We start from the raw sequence: 17,621 nt of genomic DNA, 5'->3' as shown, positions 1-17,621 counted from the left end.
GCGGGGAGTCGCGTGATGCGAAACGTGGCGTCAGTGGCGCGTCGCTCGTGCCTGCCGTACCTGCGCTCCGTCGCGCACCATGTCCTCACAGTGGGGACACACTCGCGGGTCCTCCATGCCGTCGGGTGCGAACACCCGGACGTAACTCTCCGTGACAAAGGATTCGCAGTTTTGACACTTTGGCATGGTTATCGGCGATACCACGTGGCATTACTTATCAGTTGTGCGTAACTTTTTAATTGTATAAACGTTCTCCGTCGCCGCAACCGACTTCTCCCGGTAGCGAGTGTGGATACTATGGACGAATTTTCGCCCGAGGGAATGGCTCAGTTCGCCCGGACGTGGACCGACGGCCGTCCGTGGGAGTTCATCTCGCAACTCACCGCAATCGGCGACCACATGGCCGGTAGCGACGGCGACGAACGCGCCGGTGAACTCGTCGCCCAGACCTTCGACGACGCCGGCGTCCGCGACGTGGCGTACGACGAGTTCGAACTCGCACACTGGACGCGCGGCGAGACGACGCTCGAACTCACCGCGCCCGACGAACGGACGTTCGAAGCTATCGCACTCCCGTACGCGCCCGCCGGCGACGTAGAAGGCCCGCTCGTGGACGTTGGCTACGGGACGCCCGCCGAAATCGACGACCACGACGTGGAAGGCGCACTCGTCGTCGCAAGTACGACCACCCCCTCTGGCGGGCGATTCGTCCACCGAATGGAGAAGTTCGGCTACGCCATCGACTCGGGAGCGGTCGGCTTCCTCTTTGTGAACCACGTCCCCGGCCAACTCCCGCCGACCGGTGCCCTCCGATACAACGAGGAAGCCGTCGCGCCCGCCGCAGGGGTGAGCAAAGAGACCGGCGCGTGGCTCACCGACTACGCGAGTCGCGGCGGCCGGGCGCGACTCACCATCGACGCGACGACAGAACCGGGAACGAGCAGAAACGTCGTCGGCCGCGTCGGTCCCGACACCGACCGCGAACTCCTCTTGTGCGCCCACTACGACGGCCACGACATCGCCGAGGGCGCGCTCGACAACGGCTGTGGCATCGCAACCGTCGTCACCGCCGCCCGAATCCTCGCCGCGATGGACCTCGAAATCGGGGTTCGCGTCGTCGGCGTCGGCGCGGAGGAGGTGGGACTCGTCGGTGCCGAGCACCTCGCCCGGACACTCGACATCGACCGAATCGCGGGCGTGGTCAACATCGACGGCGCGGGCAGATACCGCGATTTGGTCGCCTACACTCACACCTCAGACTGGACCGAAGCGGTCACCGCCCGCGTGGCCGACGACACGCGCCATCCGATTCGCATTGAGGACGAACCGCACCCGTTCAGCGACCAGTGGCCGTTCGTCCGCGCCGGCATCCCCGCCGTGCAACTCCACAGCGACAGCGGCGAACGCGGCCGAGGCTGGGGTCACACCCACGCCGACACCCGCGACAAAGTAGACGACAGAAACATCCGCGAACACGGGATGCTGACGGCGCTGCTCGTCCGCGAACTCGCCGCCGAGGCCGCCGAAGGCGACATCCCTCGACTCGACGACGAATCGGTCGCCCACTCGTTCCGCGAGGCGGACTTCGAAGTCGGGATGCGCGCGGCCGACATCTGGCCAGAGCACTGGGGCTAAGCCCCCGTCATCGGTCCCGAACCCGGACGTCTCGCGGCCCTACGTTTTAGCTCGACGACTGGTCTCCCGTTCGACGTTCAACGCCCCTTCTTCGGCCGTCGCCGCCTGCTGCCACCACACTAACTCGAACTCGATACGCTGTTTGGTCTCGGCGTTCCCGGCTTCCCACTCCGATTCCGCTTCGACTTTGAAGGTCACCGGATTGCTCGGCGTCATCGTCGCCCGATAGCCGCCGAGTTCGAACCTAACGTCGCCCTCTCCGTCGAGTTGGTCAGCGAACTGGCGGAGGTACGCGGCGACTTCTCCGCGATTCAGTTGGGCCTGGGTTTCGAGTTCTCCCATGGCACCACAGACGTCGCCGCTCAGCATAGCTATTGTTTGAATGTCATGAATGTGCGAGTCTGGGCCGGTGAACGAACGGAAACACGAGTCGCACCGAGACTGACGAAATTAGCAGACTGCGGTCAGTTCGTCGAGCGAGTCGAACTCGTAGGTCGGGTCGGCCGCGAGTTCGTAGCCGTCGCGGTGTGGTCGCCGAATAAAGGCTACGTCGATGCCGGCGCGATTGGCGGCGACGATATCGACGTTGCTGTCGCCGACGTACAGTGCGCGTTCGACGCCGAGTTCGGCCAGTGCACGCTCGATGTAGTGCGGATTCGGTTTCTTCACGCGAGCGCCGTCTATCGTCGGGTCGCGGCCGTAGGCGACTTCGAAGTGGCCTTCGAGTCCGAACACGTCCAGAATATATTCGATAGTCGCGTGCTGGTTGTTGCTGACGATAGCGAGCGGTTGGTCGAGATAGTCGAGGACGCCGATATCGTCGTACAGCGGTTTGCTCCCGTTTTCGAGACACGTCCGCTGCGTCTCCGCGGCGTGTGCTTCGTGGTGTTCCCAGAACACTTCACAGGGCACGTCGTGCACGTCGCAGATGTGACGCAACTGCGTGAGACTCCCGTGGAGGACGCCATCGACGGTTTCGGTCGTCGGGGCGATACCGAACTCCTCGAACGCCCGCCGTACGGCCTCGCGCTGTACTTCGAGCAGCGTCGGTCTCGTCAGAATGCCGTCGTTGTCGAAGAGAACAGCGTCGTAACACATGAATCGGCGTTCGGAGGCGAAGAGGGAGATTGTTGCTATGAGGGCGGGTTATCGCTCGGGAGCACTATTGAGCCGGCCGAACCCCCGAATTTCGTCTCGAATCCGCCTGCCGACGCGCCACCTGATTCGGTCTTCGAGCGCGCGTTCGCCGAACACTTCGACTGCTACCTCGGCGGCCTCGTCGTCGCGCTCGAACTCGATTCCGGGATAGTCCACCGCCGTCAAGAGTAGCGGCGTCGGCGGTGCGGGACCGACTCCCTCGCGCCCGTCGAGTGGTTCCGGACCGAGAACGGTGTCTACCTTCGACATCGGTGCCGACCCGGCGGCGACCGAGTGAACGAGCGAGACGAGTCGGCGGACGAACTCGCGGCAGAAGCCACGGGACTCGACGCGAACGAGGAGGAAGTCGCCGTCGCGTTCGATATCGCCGTCGAGCGTGCGAACGGTGAGCGTCTCGTCGGGCGTCAGGTTGTGGAAGTCGTGCTCGCCGCAGAGGGCGGCGAGTGCGTCGCTCGCGCGCTCGTCATCGACGCTCTCGGCCGGTGCGTAGAGGTCGTAGACGTACTCTCGCCGTTCCGGGTCGTGGCGGGCGTGAAAGTCGTCGGGAACGTCTGCGGATGCCCACGCGCGAATGGTTCCGGGGAGTTCGGAGTTGAGCGCCCGCGGCGTACACCAGTCGGGGCACTCGAACGCAATCGTCTGAGCGAGCGCCGAGACGCCGGCGTCGGTCCTGCCGGAGGCGGCGTAGCCGTCGGGTACCTCGTCGGTCTCGCAAATCCCGAGTTTTCGGCAGGCGGTGAGAATCGTGTCTTCGACCGTCGGCACGTCTGGCTGTCGCTGAAAACCGTAGAAGGGCCGCCCGTCGTACGCGACGCGGAACGCACGCATGTTCGACTGTTGCCGTGGCCCCACTTAACGGCCACACTCTTCGGCGTCAACCGCCATCGCGTCTACTCGTCTTCGACCGGCGAGTCCTCGGCGCGAATCGTGAGCACCGGGATGTCCGAGAGTCGGAGGACGCGCTCGGTGACGCTCCCGAGGAGGTAACGCTCGATGCCGCGGCGGCCGTGGGTCCCCATCACGATGAGTTCGGCACCCACGTCGTCACCGTAGTCGAGCACTTCGCGGTATGGGACGCCGCGTCTGACCGCCGTCTCGACGTGCACGCCCTCCCGCTCGGCTTTCTCGCTGGCCTCCGAGACGATGCGCTCTGCTTCCTTCTCGTAGGCTTCGATGAGTCCGCCGGCGTCGAGTTGCGTCGCGTGGAGGACGCGCTCATCGACCACAGAGAGCGCGTGGACCGTCGCGTCCATCTTCGAAGCGAGGTCGAACGCGTGCGCGAGGGCCGCATCACTCGGGCCACTGCTATCGAGCGGGACGAGAATCACGTCGTACATGAGTGTATGTACGATGCTCGACACGAAAAGGCCGGGTGTGAATCCCACCCGGTGAGAACGATACTCGTCGTACTCGCCGGACGCTGCCCGTCGTTCTCGTCGGCCGTTACTCGTAGTCTTCGTAGGTCGGCGCGTCGCGGTCGCCGGGGAAGTCGTCGATATCGGCGGTCGTCTGGTCGCCGCTCGACATGTCTTTGACCGTCACTTCGCCGTTTTCGAGGTCGCGCTCGCCGACGATGACGACGGTGTCGGCGTTGATGGAGTCCGCATACGACATCTGCGCGCCGAAACTCCGGCCCGACACGTCAACTTCGACCACGTTGCCGGCGGCGCGGAGTTCGCGGGCGATTTCCGAGGCTTCGGTGCGCGTGTCGCCGACCGTCAGGATGTAGTAATCCGTGCTCAGTTCCTCGTCGGGCCAGACGCCGGCACGCTGGCAGAGCAGTTGGAGCGTCGCGTCGCCGATTCCGACGCCGACGGCGGGCGTCGGTTGGCCGCCGAAGGACTCGATGAGGTCGTCGTAGCGCCCGCCGCCGAAGGCGGCACGGGACACGTCGCCCGTGGAATCGAAGCACTCGAAGACGACGCCCGTGTAGTAATCGAGACCGCGGGCGGTCGAGAGCGACACCTCACAGAACTCGCGTGCGCCGAAGTCCTCGGCCGCCGAGAGCACCGCGCGGAGGTTCTCGACCGCCGATTCGACGTTCTCGCCGCCGACCTCTGCGATTTCGTCGAGGTCGCCGCGTTCGAGGAGGTCCGCGAACTCGCGCGCTTGGTCGTAGCCGAGTCCGGCGTCCGAGAGCAGGCCGAGGTACTCCTCGCGCTCGACTTTCGCGGACTTGTCCACGGCACGAACCGCGTTGCGAACGTCAACATCTTCGTCGAAGCTTCGGAGCAGGCCGCCGAGGATGTCGCGGTGGGAGACCCGGAACTCGAAGTCGTCGCCAGTGAGACCGAGGTCCGTCATCATGTCGGCCGCGAAGGCCAGAATCTCGGCGTCGGCTTCGGGTTCCGACGAGCCGAAGATGTCGGCGTTCGTCTGGTAGAACTCGCGGAATCGGCCCTGTTGGACCTGTTCGTAGCGCCAGAAGGGGCGCGTCGAGAACCACTTAATCGGCTTCGAGAGGGCTTGCTGCTTGGCGACGACCATCCGCGCGACCGTCGGCGTCAGTTCGGGCGTGAGGGTGATGTCGCGGCCGCCTTTGTCCTCGAAGGCGTACAGTTCCTCGACGATTTCCTCGCCGGATTTGTCCACGTACATCTGGGTCCGTTCGAGATACGGCGTCCCGATTTCGCGGAAGCCGTAGCGACTCGCGGCGGACTCCACGGTGTCGATGACCTCGCGTCGGGCCGACATCTCGCCGGGATAGAAATCACGAAATCCCTTGAGTCGGTCGTACATGGGCGGTGATTCGGGGAGGTTGCGCTTGAAAGCTTTCGTTCCGGCGTGCGTGTGGAGTGCTACGCGAGGACCCCGCCGACGAGAAAGAGTGTTCCGAGCGCGGAAAATGCGTAGCCGACGCGTCTCACCTTTCGTCGTTGTTTTTCTGCCGCGGCGGCGGGGTTTCGCTGCCACTCTCGGGGCCTCACCATATTGACGACGACCCAGTTATCTGGTTTGATGAGATTGAGCGCCCCGAAAGCGAGCATCAGAACTCCGACAAAGAAGAGTTGGAGGTCCATCGTCGTTCCAAGTAGCGAAACACAGCGACATAGCGTTGTCCACCTTCCAACAGCCTCCGGGCAAGCGGATTCTAACGGACTCGTCTACGAGATAAACGCCACGAGCGTCGCCAAATCACCGACCGCAATCAGCGAGACGCCGGTGACCGCGAGGAGCGCGGCGACGAGGCGGAGTGCGAACTGCGACTCTTTGAGGATGATACCGCCGAGGACGACGGCGACGATTGCTTGCGTGTTGATAATCGGCGAGGCGATACTGGCCGGAACCATCCCGAAGGCGGTGGAGGTGACGTGTTCGCCGAGGGCGACGAGTGCACCCGCGCCGAGGAACTTCGGGACGCTTCCACGAATCGGCGTCCAGTCGCGGAGTGCGAACGGAAGGACGGTCAGGCCGGCGACGGCGAAGAGCGTCGGAACGAACACACTCGTGGGCATCCCGAGTTCTTGGAGGGCGACGCGCTTTCCAACGTCGCTGGCGGCGTAGAACGCGGCGCTGGCGAGGGCGAGTTGCGCAGGTCGGGAGCGTGCCGCACGTGCGAGGGGAGCCAGCAGGTCGCCGCCCTCGTAGTTCGCAATGTAGACGGCGACGGTGGCGACGACGACGCCCGCGACTTGGAGCGGTGAGAGCACCTGGTGCAAGAGCAGAATCTCGATGGGGAGCACGAAGACGGGGACGAGTTTGTTGATGGGCGCGACGTACGACACGTCGCCCTCGTCGAGCGCGTCAACGAAGAGGATGAACGCGATGCCGACGAACGCGCCGGTCCCGAGGATGACGCCGATGCCGGTCGGGCCGAGTTCGCCGAGCGACGGCACCGTCGTCGGGTCGTACGTGACGGCCGCGACGGGGAGGTAACACAGAATTGCAAACGCGTTCACGACGACGGTGATGACCGCCCCTGAATACTCGGGGAAGTACCGCTTGAGCGTGAAGATGTACACGCCCCAGACGAAGGCGGCGAAGATGGAGTAGAAGATTCCGGGGTCCATGCCCTATGGGACGCTGCGAGGGTGAAAAACAACCCGATACCGAGTGAGTTCTGCTACTCGCGGCGACCGTGGACGTAGCTCTGGACGTGTTCGGGGAACACCTCGGCGACCGCCTCTGCGCCGTGTTCCTCGGCGATGAGCGCGCGGAGTTCGCCCTCGTAGTCGGCTTTCGGAATCTCCTCGGAGGGTCCGGTCTCGACCCGGAGGTGCGAATCGACCAGTCTATCGACCGCCCCGCGGCCGAATCCCGAGAGCGGTGAGAGGTAATCGACGCCGTGTCGGTCTTCGATGCTCTGAGCCTGTGCGCGGGAGATAGACGGTACCCGGTCGTCGCGGCGAGTTCCGTCGGCGATGGCGTCGAAGTCGAGTTGGCACACGGCTTCGAGCGCGTGCTCGTGGACGCGCTGAATCCCGTTTCGGGGGTAGCCGTCTTCGACCATCTGCTCGGCGGCGTCATGGGCGACGTCGCCGTCTAATTCGAGTGTCTCGAACGCGTAGCCGAGTTCGAGCGCGGCGTCGCGGGCGTGTTCCCAGTCGTCGGTGACGCCGAAGTGAGCCGTCACGAGCGTGACGTCGTAGAACGTATCGAGAAGTAACGCGGCGAGCGAGGAGTCCTTGCCGCCGCTGTAGAGGAGCGCGAGGTCCACGTCGTCACCGACGCCGGATGTTGAAACTCTTGGACTCCGGCTGCAGCTCTTTCAAGAGCGCCTTCATCTTCGCGTCGTCGATGCGTCCCTGAATACGCCCGCTCTGGGCGAGCGCGACGATTTGTCGCTCGACCTGCTCGGCGAAGTCGGGCTTGGACATCTGGACCGCGTTGAGGCGTTGTCGCGCCTCGTCGGTCAGGAACTTCTTGAGGAGCGCCTGTTTCTGTTGCTCGGCGCGCTGTTGGGCGGCCTCTTCGGCCTGCTGTTGTTCCGCACTCTGTTGTTGTGACTCGGCTTGCTGCTGAAGCTCCTGCATCTTCTTTCGTCGAAGCTCTTCGATTCGTTCGTCGTCTGGGCTGCCGCTCATACGTGAGGGCACGGTCTGACATCTGAAAACCGTTACGGACGGCGATATCCGCGTCTCTCGGCGGGGTTTGCAGTCGAAGAAGAATCAGTTCGCTCGGGGTCGGCGGCGCGCGTTAGGCGTAGCGTTCGAGTTCCGGACGGTCGAGGCTCGAGAACACGTCGGATGCGACGTTGTCGAGGAAGCTCGTCCCTTCGGGGGTGATGCGGCGACCTTCGCCCTTGGCCGTCTCGACGAGTCCTTCTTCTTCGAGTTGCTGGAGGAGCGTGCGGATGACCTTCTTGCTGGCCGTGTCGCTGTGTGCGCCGGCGACGCTGTATCGGTTGGTTCCGCGCTTGAGTCCGCCGTACTCGGTCGAGAGACGGTCAACGCCGATCGGACCGTTCATCGCAATCTTACGGAGCAGGCTCGCACCACGGATGAACCAGAAGTTGTCCTGCTGTGGTGGGAGTTCACGGGTCTGGCCGCTCTTGACGAAGGCCATCCACTCTGGCTGCTCGATGCGGTCCTCGAGTCGGCCGGCGACCTCTTCGATGAGGGCGTCCGCCGGGACGTCATAGATGGTTACCATGGCTATTGGTTCATAATCGCGGCGTTTAAAGGCATCGTATTCACGCGATACGGCCCGTTGCGGGCGTCTGTACGGCCCATGTGGACAGATGCCACGGCACCGATTTTCCCAGCGTGTCGAGGGCGACGAGTCGCGTTCAAACGCCCCAGCTTCGGGTCCCTTCGACGCTCATCACGAGACCGCCGAGGAGCGTCGGGACCCAGTAGACGAATCCGCGGAACAGCACCACACCGGCCGTCGCAACGTCGAACGAGACGGCCGGACTGGCCGCGGTCACGAGGATTGCGAGCGTCCACTCGATTCCGCCCGCACCGCCGGGGAGCGGTGTCACGCCCGCGATGGCACCGATTGGGACGACGAACAGCGCAATCGAGAACGCGATTGGCGCGCCGATGGCTTGGAACGCCAACCAGAGTGCGACCATCTGGCAGAACCAGCCCAGCCCGGAGAGACTGAGCGCGACTGCCAGCCCGCGGGGGTTCTTGCCGACGCGCTCGATAGAGCGGAAGAACCCGGCGATGCGACTCTTGACGGTCTCGACCGACGGCACCGACACGCGAGGGACGTACCGAGCGACCGACCGAATCAGCGGCGTCAACGCGTCGATGACGCGCGCTTCGAGTTCGTACCGTCGCTGCCACGCGCCGTAGACGAGCGTCGGTACGCCGATTGCGAGCGCCCCCACCGCGACGAGGGCGATTTCGAGGTTGCGACCGAGTGTGACCTCCGTCGCGTAGTAGCCCGCGCCGATGAGCGCAATCGTAATCGACGGCACGAAGTTGAGCGTATCGACGCTCGCAATCGCCGCGAGACCGGTCTCGTACTCGGTGTCGGCGCTTCGAGAGATGAGCAGCGCCGTCACTGGTTCGCCGCCCGCCTGTCCGAACGGCGTGATGTTGTTCGAGAACATCGCCCCCGTGAAGACGAGGAACGACCGGAAGACCGAGATGTGAACCCCGAGAACGCCGAGGACGGTCTTGAGTGAGGTTCCCCACGCGACGAGCCAGAGCATCGAGATGCCGAGGATGGCCAGCAAGATGACTGGGTCGGCGGCCGTCAACCGCGCGACGAGTTCGTCCACGCCGGCGAAGTAGAACAACACCGCAAAGACGACGAACGCCGCAAGGAACCCGAGGATAGTGGCTCGGATATTTTCGCGGGGCATCTGACAAGTGTGGGTTCACGACGGGCATTAAGGCTCCGAATTAGGAGACGGTACGACACTTCTCGTCAGTATCTGGGATAGATGGACATTTCCGGTCCCGGCGAGTGACTCGGAGTATGGACGAGCGCACCGCCCTCCGGTTGCTCGCGGCAGACCTCCCCGCCGCGGGCGACGACGCCGCCGTCGTCGATGGTCTGGTGATTACGACGGACATGCTCCACGAGTCAACCGACTTCCCCACCGGAACGACTCGCTACACCGCCGGGTGGCGCTCGGTCGGCGCGTCGCTCTCGGACGTCGCTGCGATGGGCGCACCCGCGACGTGCGCCGTCGCCGTCTACGCCGCCCCGGAACTCGACGAAGGCGAGCTCGACGACTTCATCGCCGGCGCACGGGACGTGTGCGCCGAAGTCGGCGCGTCATACGTCGGCGGCGACCTCGACACCCACGAGGAGTTCACCACCGCCACGACTGCAATCGGGAAGACCGACGACCCGGTACTTCGCTCGGGGGCCGAACCGGGCGACCTGCTCTGTGTCACCGGCGAACTCGGTCGCTCTGCGGCGGCCGTCAGGCTCTTCGAACGTGGCGATTCCGACCGCGCGAACGACCTCTTTCGGTTCACCCCCCGCGTCGCGGCCGGTCTCGTCCTCCGGGAATACGCGTCGGCGATGATGGACTCCAGCGACGGACTGGTTCGGTCGGTTCACCAACTCGCCGAGGCGAGCGACTGCGGGTTCGACCTCGACTTCGACGCGCTTCCGGTACACGACGCCGTCGCCGACGTGGCGACCGACGACGACGATTTCCACGCCCTCGCAACGCAGTTCGGCGAGGATTTCGAACTCGTCTGTACGGTTCCCGAAGCCGACTTCGCGGCCGCCCGCGACGAACTCGACGTAGAGCTGACGGTCGTCGGGCGCGTCACTGACAGCGGAGAAGTGCTCGCAGACGGTGACCCGGTCGCGGACCGCGGCTACACCCACGGCGGCGACTGAGTCTCACGCTCAGGCCGAGATAACCTGAATCGGGACGAGCAGGAAACACGCCGCCCCGAGTGCGAACGTGAACAGACCGATAGCGACCCGCATCGGGTCGAGTGGCGTCTCGTCTACCGGGTCGGCCGGGCCGTTGTAGGCGATGAACGTCGAGAGCATGCCCCAGAAGAACCACAGGCCGACCGACTCGTTGATGCCGAGACCGCGGACGTAGTAGAGGTAGCCCGCGAGACCGAACAGGAGCGCGGGGACGACGGCCGCGAGCGACTCCTGGCGCTCACCGAGCATGGCTCGCATCATGTGCCCACCGTCCAGTTGGCCGACAGGGAGCAGGTTGAGGACGGTGAAGAACATCCCGACCCAGCCACCGATGACGACGGGGTGGACGACGGTTCGTGGGTCGGCGTACTCCGTGGGTTGACCGAGCGCCGCCGCAATCGCATCGAGCAACGGCGGGTTGTTGAAGATGATCACGTCGCCCGACGCCGAAAACGCCCACGCGGGCACGGTCATGGGTTCGAGCGAAAGCCCGATTGCGGTGACGACAATCGTCGCGGCGAGACCCGCGAGAGGACCCGCTACCCCGATATCGAACAGCGCCTTCCGGTCGGGCATCTGCCCGCGCATACGGATGATAGCCCCGAGCGTCCCGAACGGGAAGATGAAGGGAATCAGATACGGCAACGAGACGTTGACGCCGTGGTAGCGGCCCATCAGGTAGTGGCCGAGTTCGTGAACCGAGAGGACGCCGAGGATAGCGGCGGTGAAGGGCCACGCGGTGAGCATCAAGAGCGGGTTGGCGACGATATCCGAGAGGGGGACGTAGTACCACCCGACTGCGCCGACGAACATCGTCGAGAAGACCGTCGCCACGAAGAGCGCGAGATTCTTCCACGGCACGCCGTTGCCGGCCGCGATTGGCTCGGCGACGACGACGTCCGTCTCACCCATCGGGGAGAGTTGGGCGTGCATCTCGTAGCCAGCGCGCCGAAACTCGGGCCACACCTCTTGGACGAGCATCCGCTCGGGGACCAGTGACTCACCGTAGAACACCAACCGGTCGCCGTCGCGGCGCGTCTCGGTAATCTCGAACACGGCCTCCAGAACCTCTATCGGAAGGTCAGCCGTCGTCTCGGGCGGTTCCATCGGCGACGACTAAGGTTGCAGTCTGTATAAACCCCGTGACGGCAGCGGTCTCGACACCGTCGGCTCGGGGGTAGTGAAAACGGGATATCGACGGGATTCGGGGGACGAAGCGTGGGACTGTGGGCGTCAATCCGTCGATACTCGGGGGCAGTCGTTGACTAGCTGTGGGGAGTGGGGCAGTTGGTAGCTAGACAGTGGGGCAGTTCTGGCTGGACAGGGCAGTAACGGGCTTACGCGGCTTCGACTCGCCACGTCGTCGCACTCGTGTACGACCACTTCTCGACGGTCAGGTCGGTCGCGGAGTCGCGGATCTTGACCATCAGGGCACCGATTTCCTTCGGCGACAGTCCAACGTCGTCGGCGATGAACTTGCTCTTGAAGTACATCTCGCCGTCTTTCGCTCGGTCAAGCAGGTACTGCTTGAGGCGGTCTTCCTTGGAGATGCCGTCGGTGGAGGGAGTTGCTGTTGCGCTCATCTGATACACCTCACTTCCCTCTAAGCCGGTCTGGGGTGTTATAAAGGAAGGAACGTTGACCTTAGTTCGGTCGCTTTCAGCTCAAATTCGGGAAAATTGTTCATTTTACAACGCTTCTATTCTCGCTTAGATATTTTATAACCGATTTTCAGCGTTTTATTCGTTTAGTAATGTATTGGTTAGATATGGGTCGAAAAACGCCTCAGGCCACCGGTTTGGAGCCAACCAACCGGTCATTTTGGCCGGAAGTTATCTGGATAACGACCGTCCAGCGCGTTGAGTGGTCCGCGCGACGAATTCGATTACACCTCACCGTTCGTGTTTCCAGAACTGCTCTTCGACGGTGGTCTCCTTCTTGAATATGGGAACTTCGTCTTTCAGACGATTGATGCCGTCTTCGACCGTCCGAAACGCCTCCGTCCGGTGTCCGGCGAGGACGACGACGAACACGATGTCCTCGCCGTCGTCGATGACGCCGACGCGGTGGTACATGAGCACGCGCTCGACGCCGTCTCTCGCTTCCAATTCCTCCGAAATGGCGTCCATCCGCGTCTCGGCGACGCCGTCGTACTTCTCGAATTCGAGGCTCGTCGTCCGCGCGTCGTCTTCGGACTCCTTCGCGCGAACGCGACCCGTGAACGTCGCAATCGCCCCTGCGTAGTCCGCTCGCGGGTCGGCTTTGACGCGTTCGACCAGCGTTTCGAGGGTGACGTGCGGTTCGTGCGAGTCGATAGTCTCACGCAACTCGTCGAGGGCAACGTCGTCCGCACTCGGGGCGTCCGCGACGACGTTCGCCGCGTCTGCACCGCCGAGCGAGAGGGTGGGTACGGTCGCGTCGGCGAAGCCGGAGAGGAGGAGATAGTCGTATCGAGCGGCGAGGTCGTCCACGAGGTCGTCGAGAGAGCGGTCGTCGCCGGCGGCGACCCACTGGCCACTCGGCGACAGTCCGTAGGCGGCGTCGGCACCCGCCGGTGGTTCGTCGTCCGTCTCGGCGTTCGGGAGCGATTCGAGCGTCGCAACGCGCCCGTCCAACCGGGCCGCCAGTCGTTCGCAGAGCGTCGTCGCGTCTGCGCCGACGATACCGAGGATGTGCATATCTGGGTTGAGGCAGCCTATCGGTTTAAGATTGCTCCGGGTCGGGAGTCTCTCCGGTGGGTCGCGTCCGGTAGAGATAGAAGGCGACGGCGGTGCCGGTCATGCTCAACAGCACGGCGACCCACGGTGCGAGCGTCCCGACGACCGTATCGGCCGTCGCGGGGAACCGCTCGTACTGCCAGAGCGCCCAGCCGACGGCGAAACACGCGACCATCACCCAACTGAGACCGCTCCGACTGCCGAACTCACCGCGCTTGAAGCGGACGAAAATCGCCCCGAGTGCGAGCACCCACCCGACGATGAGCAGGGTGACCAACTCGACGGTGAGCAGTTGCATACACTCGCTCGCGCCGAGATAGAGTTAAAAGCCTCGACACGCCCGTCTCGCACTTGATAACCCTTAAGATGCGTTCCCGGATAGGCCTGTGCAATGAGAGTCGTCATCTCCATCGGTGGGAGCGTGCTCGCGCCGGACCTCGATGCGGAGCGAGTCGAGGGCCACGCAGCAGTCATAGAAACACTCGCCCGCGAGGGGTGTGAAATCGGTGCGGTCGTCGGCGGTGGCGGGGTCGCCCGCGACTACATCCGTACCGCACGAAGCCTCGGAGCGAACGAAGTCCAACTCGACCAAATCGGTATCGACGTGACGCGAATCAACTCTCGGCTCCTTATCGCCGCACTCGGGTCGCAGGTTGACCCCAAAGTCGCCTACGACTACGAGGCCGCCGGCGACGCGATTCGCCGCGGCGACATCTCGGTGATGGGCGGCGTCACGCCCGGCCAGACCACCGATGCGGTGGCCGCCGCACTCGCCGAGTACGTCGATGCCGACCTGCTCGTCTACGCGACCAGCGTCGATGGCGTCTTCAGCGCCGACCCGAACGAGGACGATACCGCGACGAAGTTCGAGGAGATGACCGCGGCCGAACTTGTTGACGTCATCGGCGGTATCGAGATGAACGCCGGCTCTTCTGCGCCCGTGGACCTGCTCGCCGCGAAACTCATCGAGCGCGCGAAGATGCGCACCATCGTCATCGACGGCACCGACCCGACCCGCATCGAACCGGCCGTGCTCCACGGCGAGCACACCGGGACGGACATCGTGCCGCAGGGTGGCGACGAACCGACCTACTGGGCCGAGTAAGATGAGTGAGGAGACCGACGCGGCCGACGACACGACGCACCACGCCTTCTGGGCCGACGACGTGGCCGACGAAATCGAGGCCCGAGACCCCGAGGAACCGGTCGTCATCAAGGGCGGCGTCTCGCCTTCGGGTGTCGCCCACCTCGGCAACTTCAACGAGATTATGCGCGGCTACTTCGTCGCCGCCGTCCTCCGCGAGCGCGGCCACGAGGTCCGACAGGTCTTCACGAGCGACGACAAGGACCCGCTTCGCAAACTCCCCCGCAAACTCGCCGACGCCGACGGCAACATCGTCGGTCTCGGCGAGGTCGATGCCGGCGCGCTCGGCCGCAACCTCGGCAAGCCATACACGTCGATTCCCGACCCGTTCGGCGAGGAAGACTCCTACGCGGCACACTTCGCCGCACTGCTCAAAGCCGACGCCGAGCGCCTCGACGTGCCCGTGGAAATGATTTCCAACACCGAACTCTACGAGAACGGGGACTTCGACCCCGTCGTCGAGCACGTCCTCGCAAACATCGAGAACGCGAACGAAGTGCTCAGCGAGTACCAGTCGAAGGTTGACGCGGACTACGTCCCCTTCAACCCCGTCTGCGCCGAGTGCGGCAAGATAACCGAGACAGTCACCTCGGTCGATATCGAGGCCGGAACCGTCGAATACGTGTGTACCGACATGACCGTCGGCGACAACACCATCGATGGCTGTGGCCACGAGGGCACCGCCACCTTCCGCGAAGGCAAGTTGCCGTGGCGCTTCGAGTGGCCCGGCCAGTGGCAGGTCTTGGGCGTCGATTTCGAACCCTTTGGAAAAGACCACGCCGAAGGCTCGTGGCCCTCTGGCAAGGACATCGCCGAGAACGTCCTCGGTATCGAACCCCCGGTGCCGATGGTCTACGAGTGGTTCACGCTCAACGGCGAGGCGCTCTCCTCGTCGGCCGGCAACATCGTCACCGTCGGCGAGATGCTCGAACTCCTCGAACCCGAGGTGCTTCGGTACTTCTTCGCGCTCAACCCGCGGAAGGCCCGCGACCTGGACCTGACGCGACTCGACCAACTCGTGGACGACTTCGACCGCTTCGAGCGCGCCTACTTCGGCGACGTCGAGGACGAAAACCTCACGCGCTTCGCCGAACGCGCCTACCCCTTCGTCGTCGAGGAGGTGCGCGAAGACCGGATTCGTCTCCCATTTACCTTCGCGGCCGTCCTCGGCATGACCGACGACGAGGACCTGCGAATCAAGATGGCCCGCAACGAGGGCTTCTTCGACGACGAGACTCCCGAAGCGGTCATCGACGAGGCGCTCAACCGCGTCGAGCGCGCCCGCCACTGGGCCGAGAAGATGGACAACCAGTTCAACTACCGCCTGCAGGTCGAATTACCCGAGTTCGACTTCGACCCCGCGGTCGAGGACGCACTGGACGACCTCGCCGACTTCGTCGCCGACGGCCACGACGGCGAGGAGATTCAAGGCGAGATTTACGAGACGGCGCGCCGACACGACATCGAGATGGGCGACTTCTTCGCCGCTGGTTATCGCCTCTTCTTCGACGACACGCAGGGACCGCGCCTCGGCGAGTTCCTCGGCGAGCTAGAACAGGACTTCGTCGTCAAGCGCCTGCGACGCGAAGAGTAGCCGAGCGCGGGCGTACTCACCAGTTCATCCCCGGAGCGTCGGCGGCTTGCCGTATCCAGGAGGCGACCTGCTCGGTATCCATCGTTTCTGTCTCTTTCAGGTCCAGCGCTTGCCGCTCCGGTCCCGTTCCGCTCGGTGGCTCTGGTTCGAGGTACGAATCGACCACGAATGACAGTTTCACGTGCTTCGAGAACGCACTGAACGCCGCGAACCATCCTTCGTCTTCGATTCCGTAGAACGGCTGGTGATACCGCACTGCGCTGCGTACGTGGGGAATCTCATGTCGGATAACCTCGTCGAACTGTGCGGCAACGTCGCGTTTCCACCCCGGCAAGGCTGCGATGAACGCGTGCACCGCCGTCGAACCATCGGTCTCGTCGTTCTTCCGAGCCTTCTGGTACTGTTTTTGCCGCGCTTCCCACTGCTCCTGCGTCGGAACTTGTTCCGGTAGCTCGATTTCTCCGAACGTCGCGTCCTCGATGGTCTGTTCTCCTTCTCGACCGAAAATCCCGGTCACGACCAGGACCTCGTCCGCCGATTCGGGTCCGGAAAATACGTCTACGTCGAGTCGCAGTGTCCCGCCTCGCCAGTGACGAGCGAAGCCGACCCAGCCGTCGGGGTGGTCGTCCCGCGGGTCTTTCTCGACTCGGAACAGACCCAGCAACGCCGGAATCGCGTCGGCACCCCACTGGAGACCTCGTTCCAGATCCGTGAAACGGAACCCTTCGTCGTGGTCGGCACGGTAGGAGGGTGCTCTGATCACTCGGTTCGCCAGCACGAGTTCGGAGACGTGTTGAGCCGTCAGTGGGCCGGATGCACTCATGTCCACTCACGAATAGGTCGGATGGACGCATCAACATTTCCGCGGCACGCCGAGGCAGGATTCGGCTATCGTGCGGCGTCTCTCTTCCTCCCTGGCCTTTCTTCGGCCCTGCGCTATTCGTGTGAGGTCATCGGTCTCGCAGTCGCTCAGTTCTCTTCGATTGCGTCGATGACGACGGCGGCGACGACGGCGAGTCTGGGGTCGATGACGCTCGTATCGAGGTCGATGGTGTACTTGTCCTTGAGCGAGAACTGCTCGCCAATCGAGCCGACGGGTTCGCCGTTCGCGCCTTCGATGCGGTAAGAGAAGGGGATGAGCGTCGAGAGGAACCGGCGTGCGATGGCCATCGGGACGTTGTCCTCGACGATACGGCCGACGACGTTCCCGTTCGGGCCGAGAAGTTGGTAGGTGTGTTTGGCGAAGGAGAAGGCGCCGCGCTTGACCGCGCCGACGCGCTCGCCGGTCTTCGAATCGACGATGTCGTAGGCCGCCGAAACGTCGAGGATGCTGTCGGCTTTGATGCGGAAGCGCTCTTCGCCGGAGTCGTAGTCGTGGAGGCGGAAGTCCTCTTTGAGCTTGAGTTTCTTCTTCTTCGCCGAGAGGATGGGCGTGCCGTCCTCGTAGACGGTGTACTTCGTGCCGATAGAAATCTTCTGTCGAACCTCGTACTGGCTTGCGTCGAACATGGCCCTCACTGGTCGCGTGATGGGATAAAACCCTTGTGGGGGACGACTTATGTCTCAGTCCTGCGTATCA

At 63.9% G+C, this 17,621-nt stretch carries 22 protein-coding genes; 4 read left to right on the top strand and 18 right to left on the bottom strand.

Annotated features, from left to right (window positions below; genetic code table 11):
* Positions 1–30: 30 nt before the first annotated feature.
* Positions 31–186 (bottom strand): DUF7563 family protein, encoded by a 156-nt coding sequence (locus ACFQJC_RS18235; RefSeq protein ID WP_465261374.1) that lies wholly within the window; start codon positions 184–186, stop codon positions 31–33.
* Between the two features lie 111 nt (positions 187–297).
* On the opposite strand from ACFQJC_RS18235, the gene ACFQJC_RS05305 reads away from it, so the two are divergent.
* Positions 298–1,635 (top strand): M28 family peptidase, encoded by a 1,338-nt coding sequence (locus ACFQJC_RS05305; protein ID WP_390222210.1) that lies wholly within the window; start codon positions 298–300, stop codon positions 1,633–1,635.
* A gap of 39 nt (positions 1,636–1,674) precedes the next feature.
* Here the strand turns inward: ACFQJC_RS05305 and ACFQJC_RS05300 are convergent, their stop codons facing one another.
* The 11 genes from ACFQJC_RS05300 to ACFQJC_RS05250 form a co-directional block, all read right to left on the bottom strand.
* Entirely contained in the window at positions 1,675–1,977 is a 303-nt protein-coding gene (locus tag ACFQJC_RS05300) for an amphi-Trp domain-containing protein (RefSeq protein WP_390222209.1), read from the bottom strand.
* Between the two features lie 108 nt (positions 1,978–2,085).
* The gene (locus ACFQJC_RS05295; RefSeq protein ID WP_390222208.1) at positions 2,086–2,733 is read right to left on the bottom strand and encodes an HAD family hydrolase; all 648 of its coding nucleotides are present in this window, start codon (positions 2,731–2,733) and stop codon (positions 2,086–2,088) included.
* A 48-nt stretch (positions 2,734–2,781) separates the two neighbouring features.
* Positions 2,782–3,621: a tRNA pseudouridine(38-40) synthase TruA gene (gene truA, locus ACFQJC_RS05290; protein WP_390222207.1), complete on the bottom strand. Its 840-nt coding sequence runs from the start codon at positions 3,619–3,621 to the stop codon at positions 2,782–2,784.
* A gap of 62 nt (positions 3,622–3,683) precedes the next feature.
* A complete protein-coding gene (locus tag ACFQJC_RS05285; protein WP_390222206.1) occupies positions 3,684–4,130 on the bottom strand; it encodes a universal stress protein in 447 nt (148 codons plus the stop codon).
* Positions 4,131–4,236: 106 nt separating this feature from the next.
* Positions 4,237–5,532, bottom strand: a complete 1,296-nt coding sequence (gene hisS, locus ACFQJC_RS05280; RefSeq protein ID WP_390222205.1) for a histidine--tRNA ligase — start codon at positions 5,530–5,532, stop codon at positions 4,237–4,239.
* Between the two features lie 59 nt (positions 5,533–5,591).
* On the bottom strand, positions 5,592–5,813 hold the full coding sequence (locus ACFQJC_RS05275; RefSeq protein ID WP_390222204.1) for a hypothetical protein: 222 nt from the start codon (positions 5,811–5,813) through the stop codon (positions 5,592–5,594).
* Between the two features lie 84 nt (positions 5,814–5,897).
* Positions 5,898–6,803 carry an EamA family transporter gene (locus ACFQJC_RS05270; protein ID WP_390222203.1) on the bottom strand — a complete coding sequence of 302 codons (906 nt, stop codon included), beginning with the start codon at positions 6,801–6,803 and terminating at the stop codon, positions 5,898–5,900.
* Between the two features lie 53 nt (positions 6,804–6,856).
* Positions 6,857–7,450, bottom strand: a complete 594-nt coding sequence (locus tag ACFQJC_RS05265) for a DUF7411 family protein (RefSeq protein WP_390222202.1) — start codon at positions 7,448–7,450, stop codon at positions 6,857–6,859.
* A gap of 4 nt (positions 7,451–7,454) precedes the next feature.
* Entirely contained in the window at positions 7,455–7,817 is a 363-nt protein-coding gene (locus ACFQJC_RS05260; protein ID WP_390222201.1) for a DNA-binding protein, read from the bottom strand.
* Positions 7,818–7,929: 112 nt separating this feature from the next.
* Positions 7,930–8,385: a 30S ribosomal protein S19e gene (locus ACFQJC_RS05255; RefSeq protein ID WP_390222200.1), complete on the bottom strand. Its 456-nt coding sequence runs from the start codon at positions 8,383–8,385 to the stop codon at positions 7,930–7,932.
* A 136-nt stretch (positions 8,386–8,521) separates the two neighbouring features.
* Positions 8,522–9,550 carry a lysylphosphatidylglycerol synthase transmembrane domain-containing protein gene (locus ACFQJC_RS05250; RefSeq protein ID WP_390222199.1) on the bottom strand — a complete coding sequence of 343 codons (1,029 nt, stop codon included), beginning with the start codon at positions 9,548–9,550 and terminating at the stop codon, positions 8,522–8,524.
* Positions 9,551–9,666: 116 nt separating this feature from the next.
* Between ACFQJC_RS05250 and thiL the strand changes: the two genes are divergently transcribed.
* Positions 9,667–10,548: a thiamine-phosphate kinase gene (gene thiL, locus ACFQJC_RS05245; RefSeq protein WP_390222198.1), complete on the top strand. Its 882-nt coding sequence runs from the start codon at positions 9,667–9,669 to the stop codon at positions 10,546–10,548.
* Between the two features lie 9 nt (positions 10,549–10,557).
* On the opposite strand, the gene ACFQJC_RS05240 is transcribed toward thiL, so the two are convergent.
* The 4 genes from ACFQJC_RS05240 to ACFQJC_RS05225 all read right to left on the bottom strand — a co-directional run bounded on the left by ACFQJC_RS05240 (position 10,558) and on the right by ACFQJC_RS05225 (position 13,602).
* Positions 10,558–11,694: a site-2 protease family protein gene (locus ACFQJC_RS05240; RefSeq protein ID WP_390222197.1), complete on the bottom strand. Its 1,137-nt coding sequence runs from the start codon at positions 11,692–11,694 to the stop codon at positions 10,558–10,560.
* Between the two features lie 230 nt (positions 11,695–11,924).
* Positions 11,925–12,170 carry a DUF7123 family protein gene (locus tag ACFQJC_RS05235; RefSeq protein WP_390222196.1) on the bottom strand — a complete coding sequence of 82 codons (246 nt, stop codon included), beginning with the start codon at positions 12,168–12,170 and terminating at the stop codon, positions 11,925–11,927.
* A 309-nt stretch (positions 12,171–12,479) separates the two neighbouring features.
* A complete protein-coding gene (locus ACFQJC_RS05230; RefSeq protein ID WP_390222195.1) occupies positions 12,480–13,265 on the bottom strand; it encodes a molybdopterin synthase in 786 nt (261 codons plus the stop codon).
* 25 nt (positions 13,266–13,290) lie between these two features.
* On the bottom strand, positions 13,291–13,602 hold the full coding sequence (locus ACFQJC_RS05225) for a hypothetical protein (RefSeq protein ID WP_390222194.1): 312 nt from the start codon (positions 13,600–13,602) through the stop codon (positions 13,291–13,293).
* Positions 13,603–13,695: 93 nt separating this feature from the next.
* Between ACFQJC_RS05225 and pyrH the strand changes: the two genes are divergently transcribed.
* On the top strand, positions 13,696–14,409 hold the full coding sequence (pyrH, locus tag ACFQJC_RS05220) for a UMP kinase (protein WP_390222193.1): 714 nt from the start codon (positions 13,696–13,698) through the stop codon (positions 14,407–14,409).
* Between the two features lies 1 nt (position 14,410).
* Complete coding sequence (gene lysS / locus ACFQJC_RS05215) at positions 14,411–16,042, top strand: lysine--tRNA ligase (RefSeq protein WP_390222192.1); 1,632 nt, start codon at positions 14,411–14,413, stop codon at positions 16,040–16,042.
* A 16-nt stretch (positions 16,043–16,058) separates the two neighbouring features.
* Here lysS and ACFQJC_RS05210 read toward each other — a convergent pair whose 3' ends face one another.
* A complete protein-coding gene (locus ACFQJC_RS05210) occupies positions 16,059–16,865 on the bottom strand; it encodes a DUF1801 domain-containing protein (protein ID WP_390222191.1) in 807 nt (268 codons plus the stop codon).
* Positions 16,866–17,011: 146 nt separating this feature from the next.
* Positions 17,012–17,551, bottom strand: coding sequence for an LURP-one-related family protein (locus ACFQJC_RS05205; RefSeq protein WP_390222190.1), 540 nt, complete (start codon positions 17,549–17,551; stop codon positions 17,012–17,014).
* Between the last annotated feature and the right edge of the window lie 70 nt (positions 17,552–17,621).

The sequence above is a fragment of the Haloferax namakaokahaiae genome (assembly GCF_042663225.1).
GTDB classification, from domain to species: Archaea; Halobacteriota; Halobacteria; order Halobacteriales; family Haloferacaceae; genus Haloferax; species Haloferax namakaokahaiae.
This window is presented reverse-complemented; position numbering and strand designations above follow the sequence as displayed.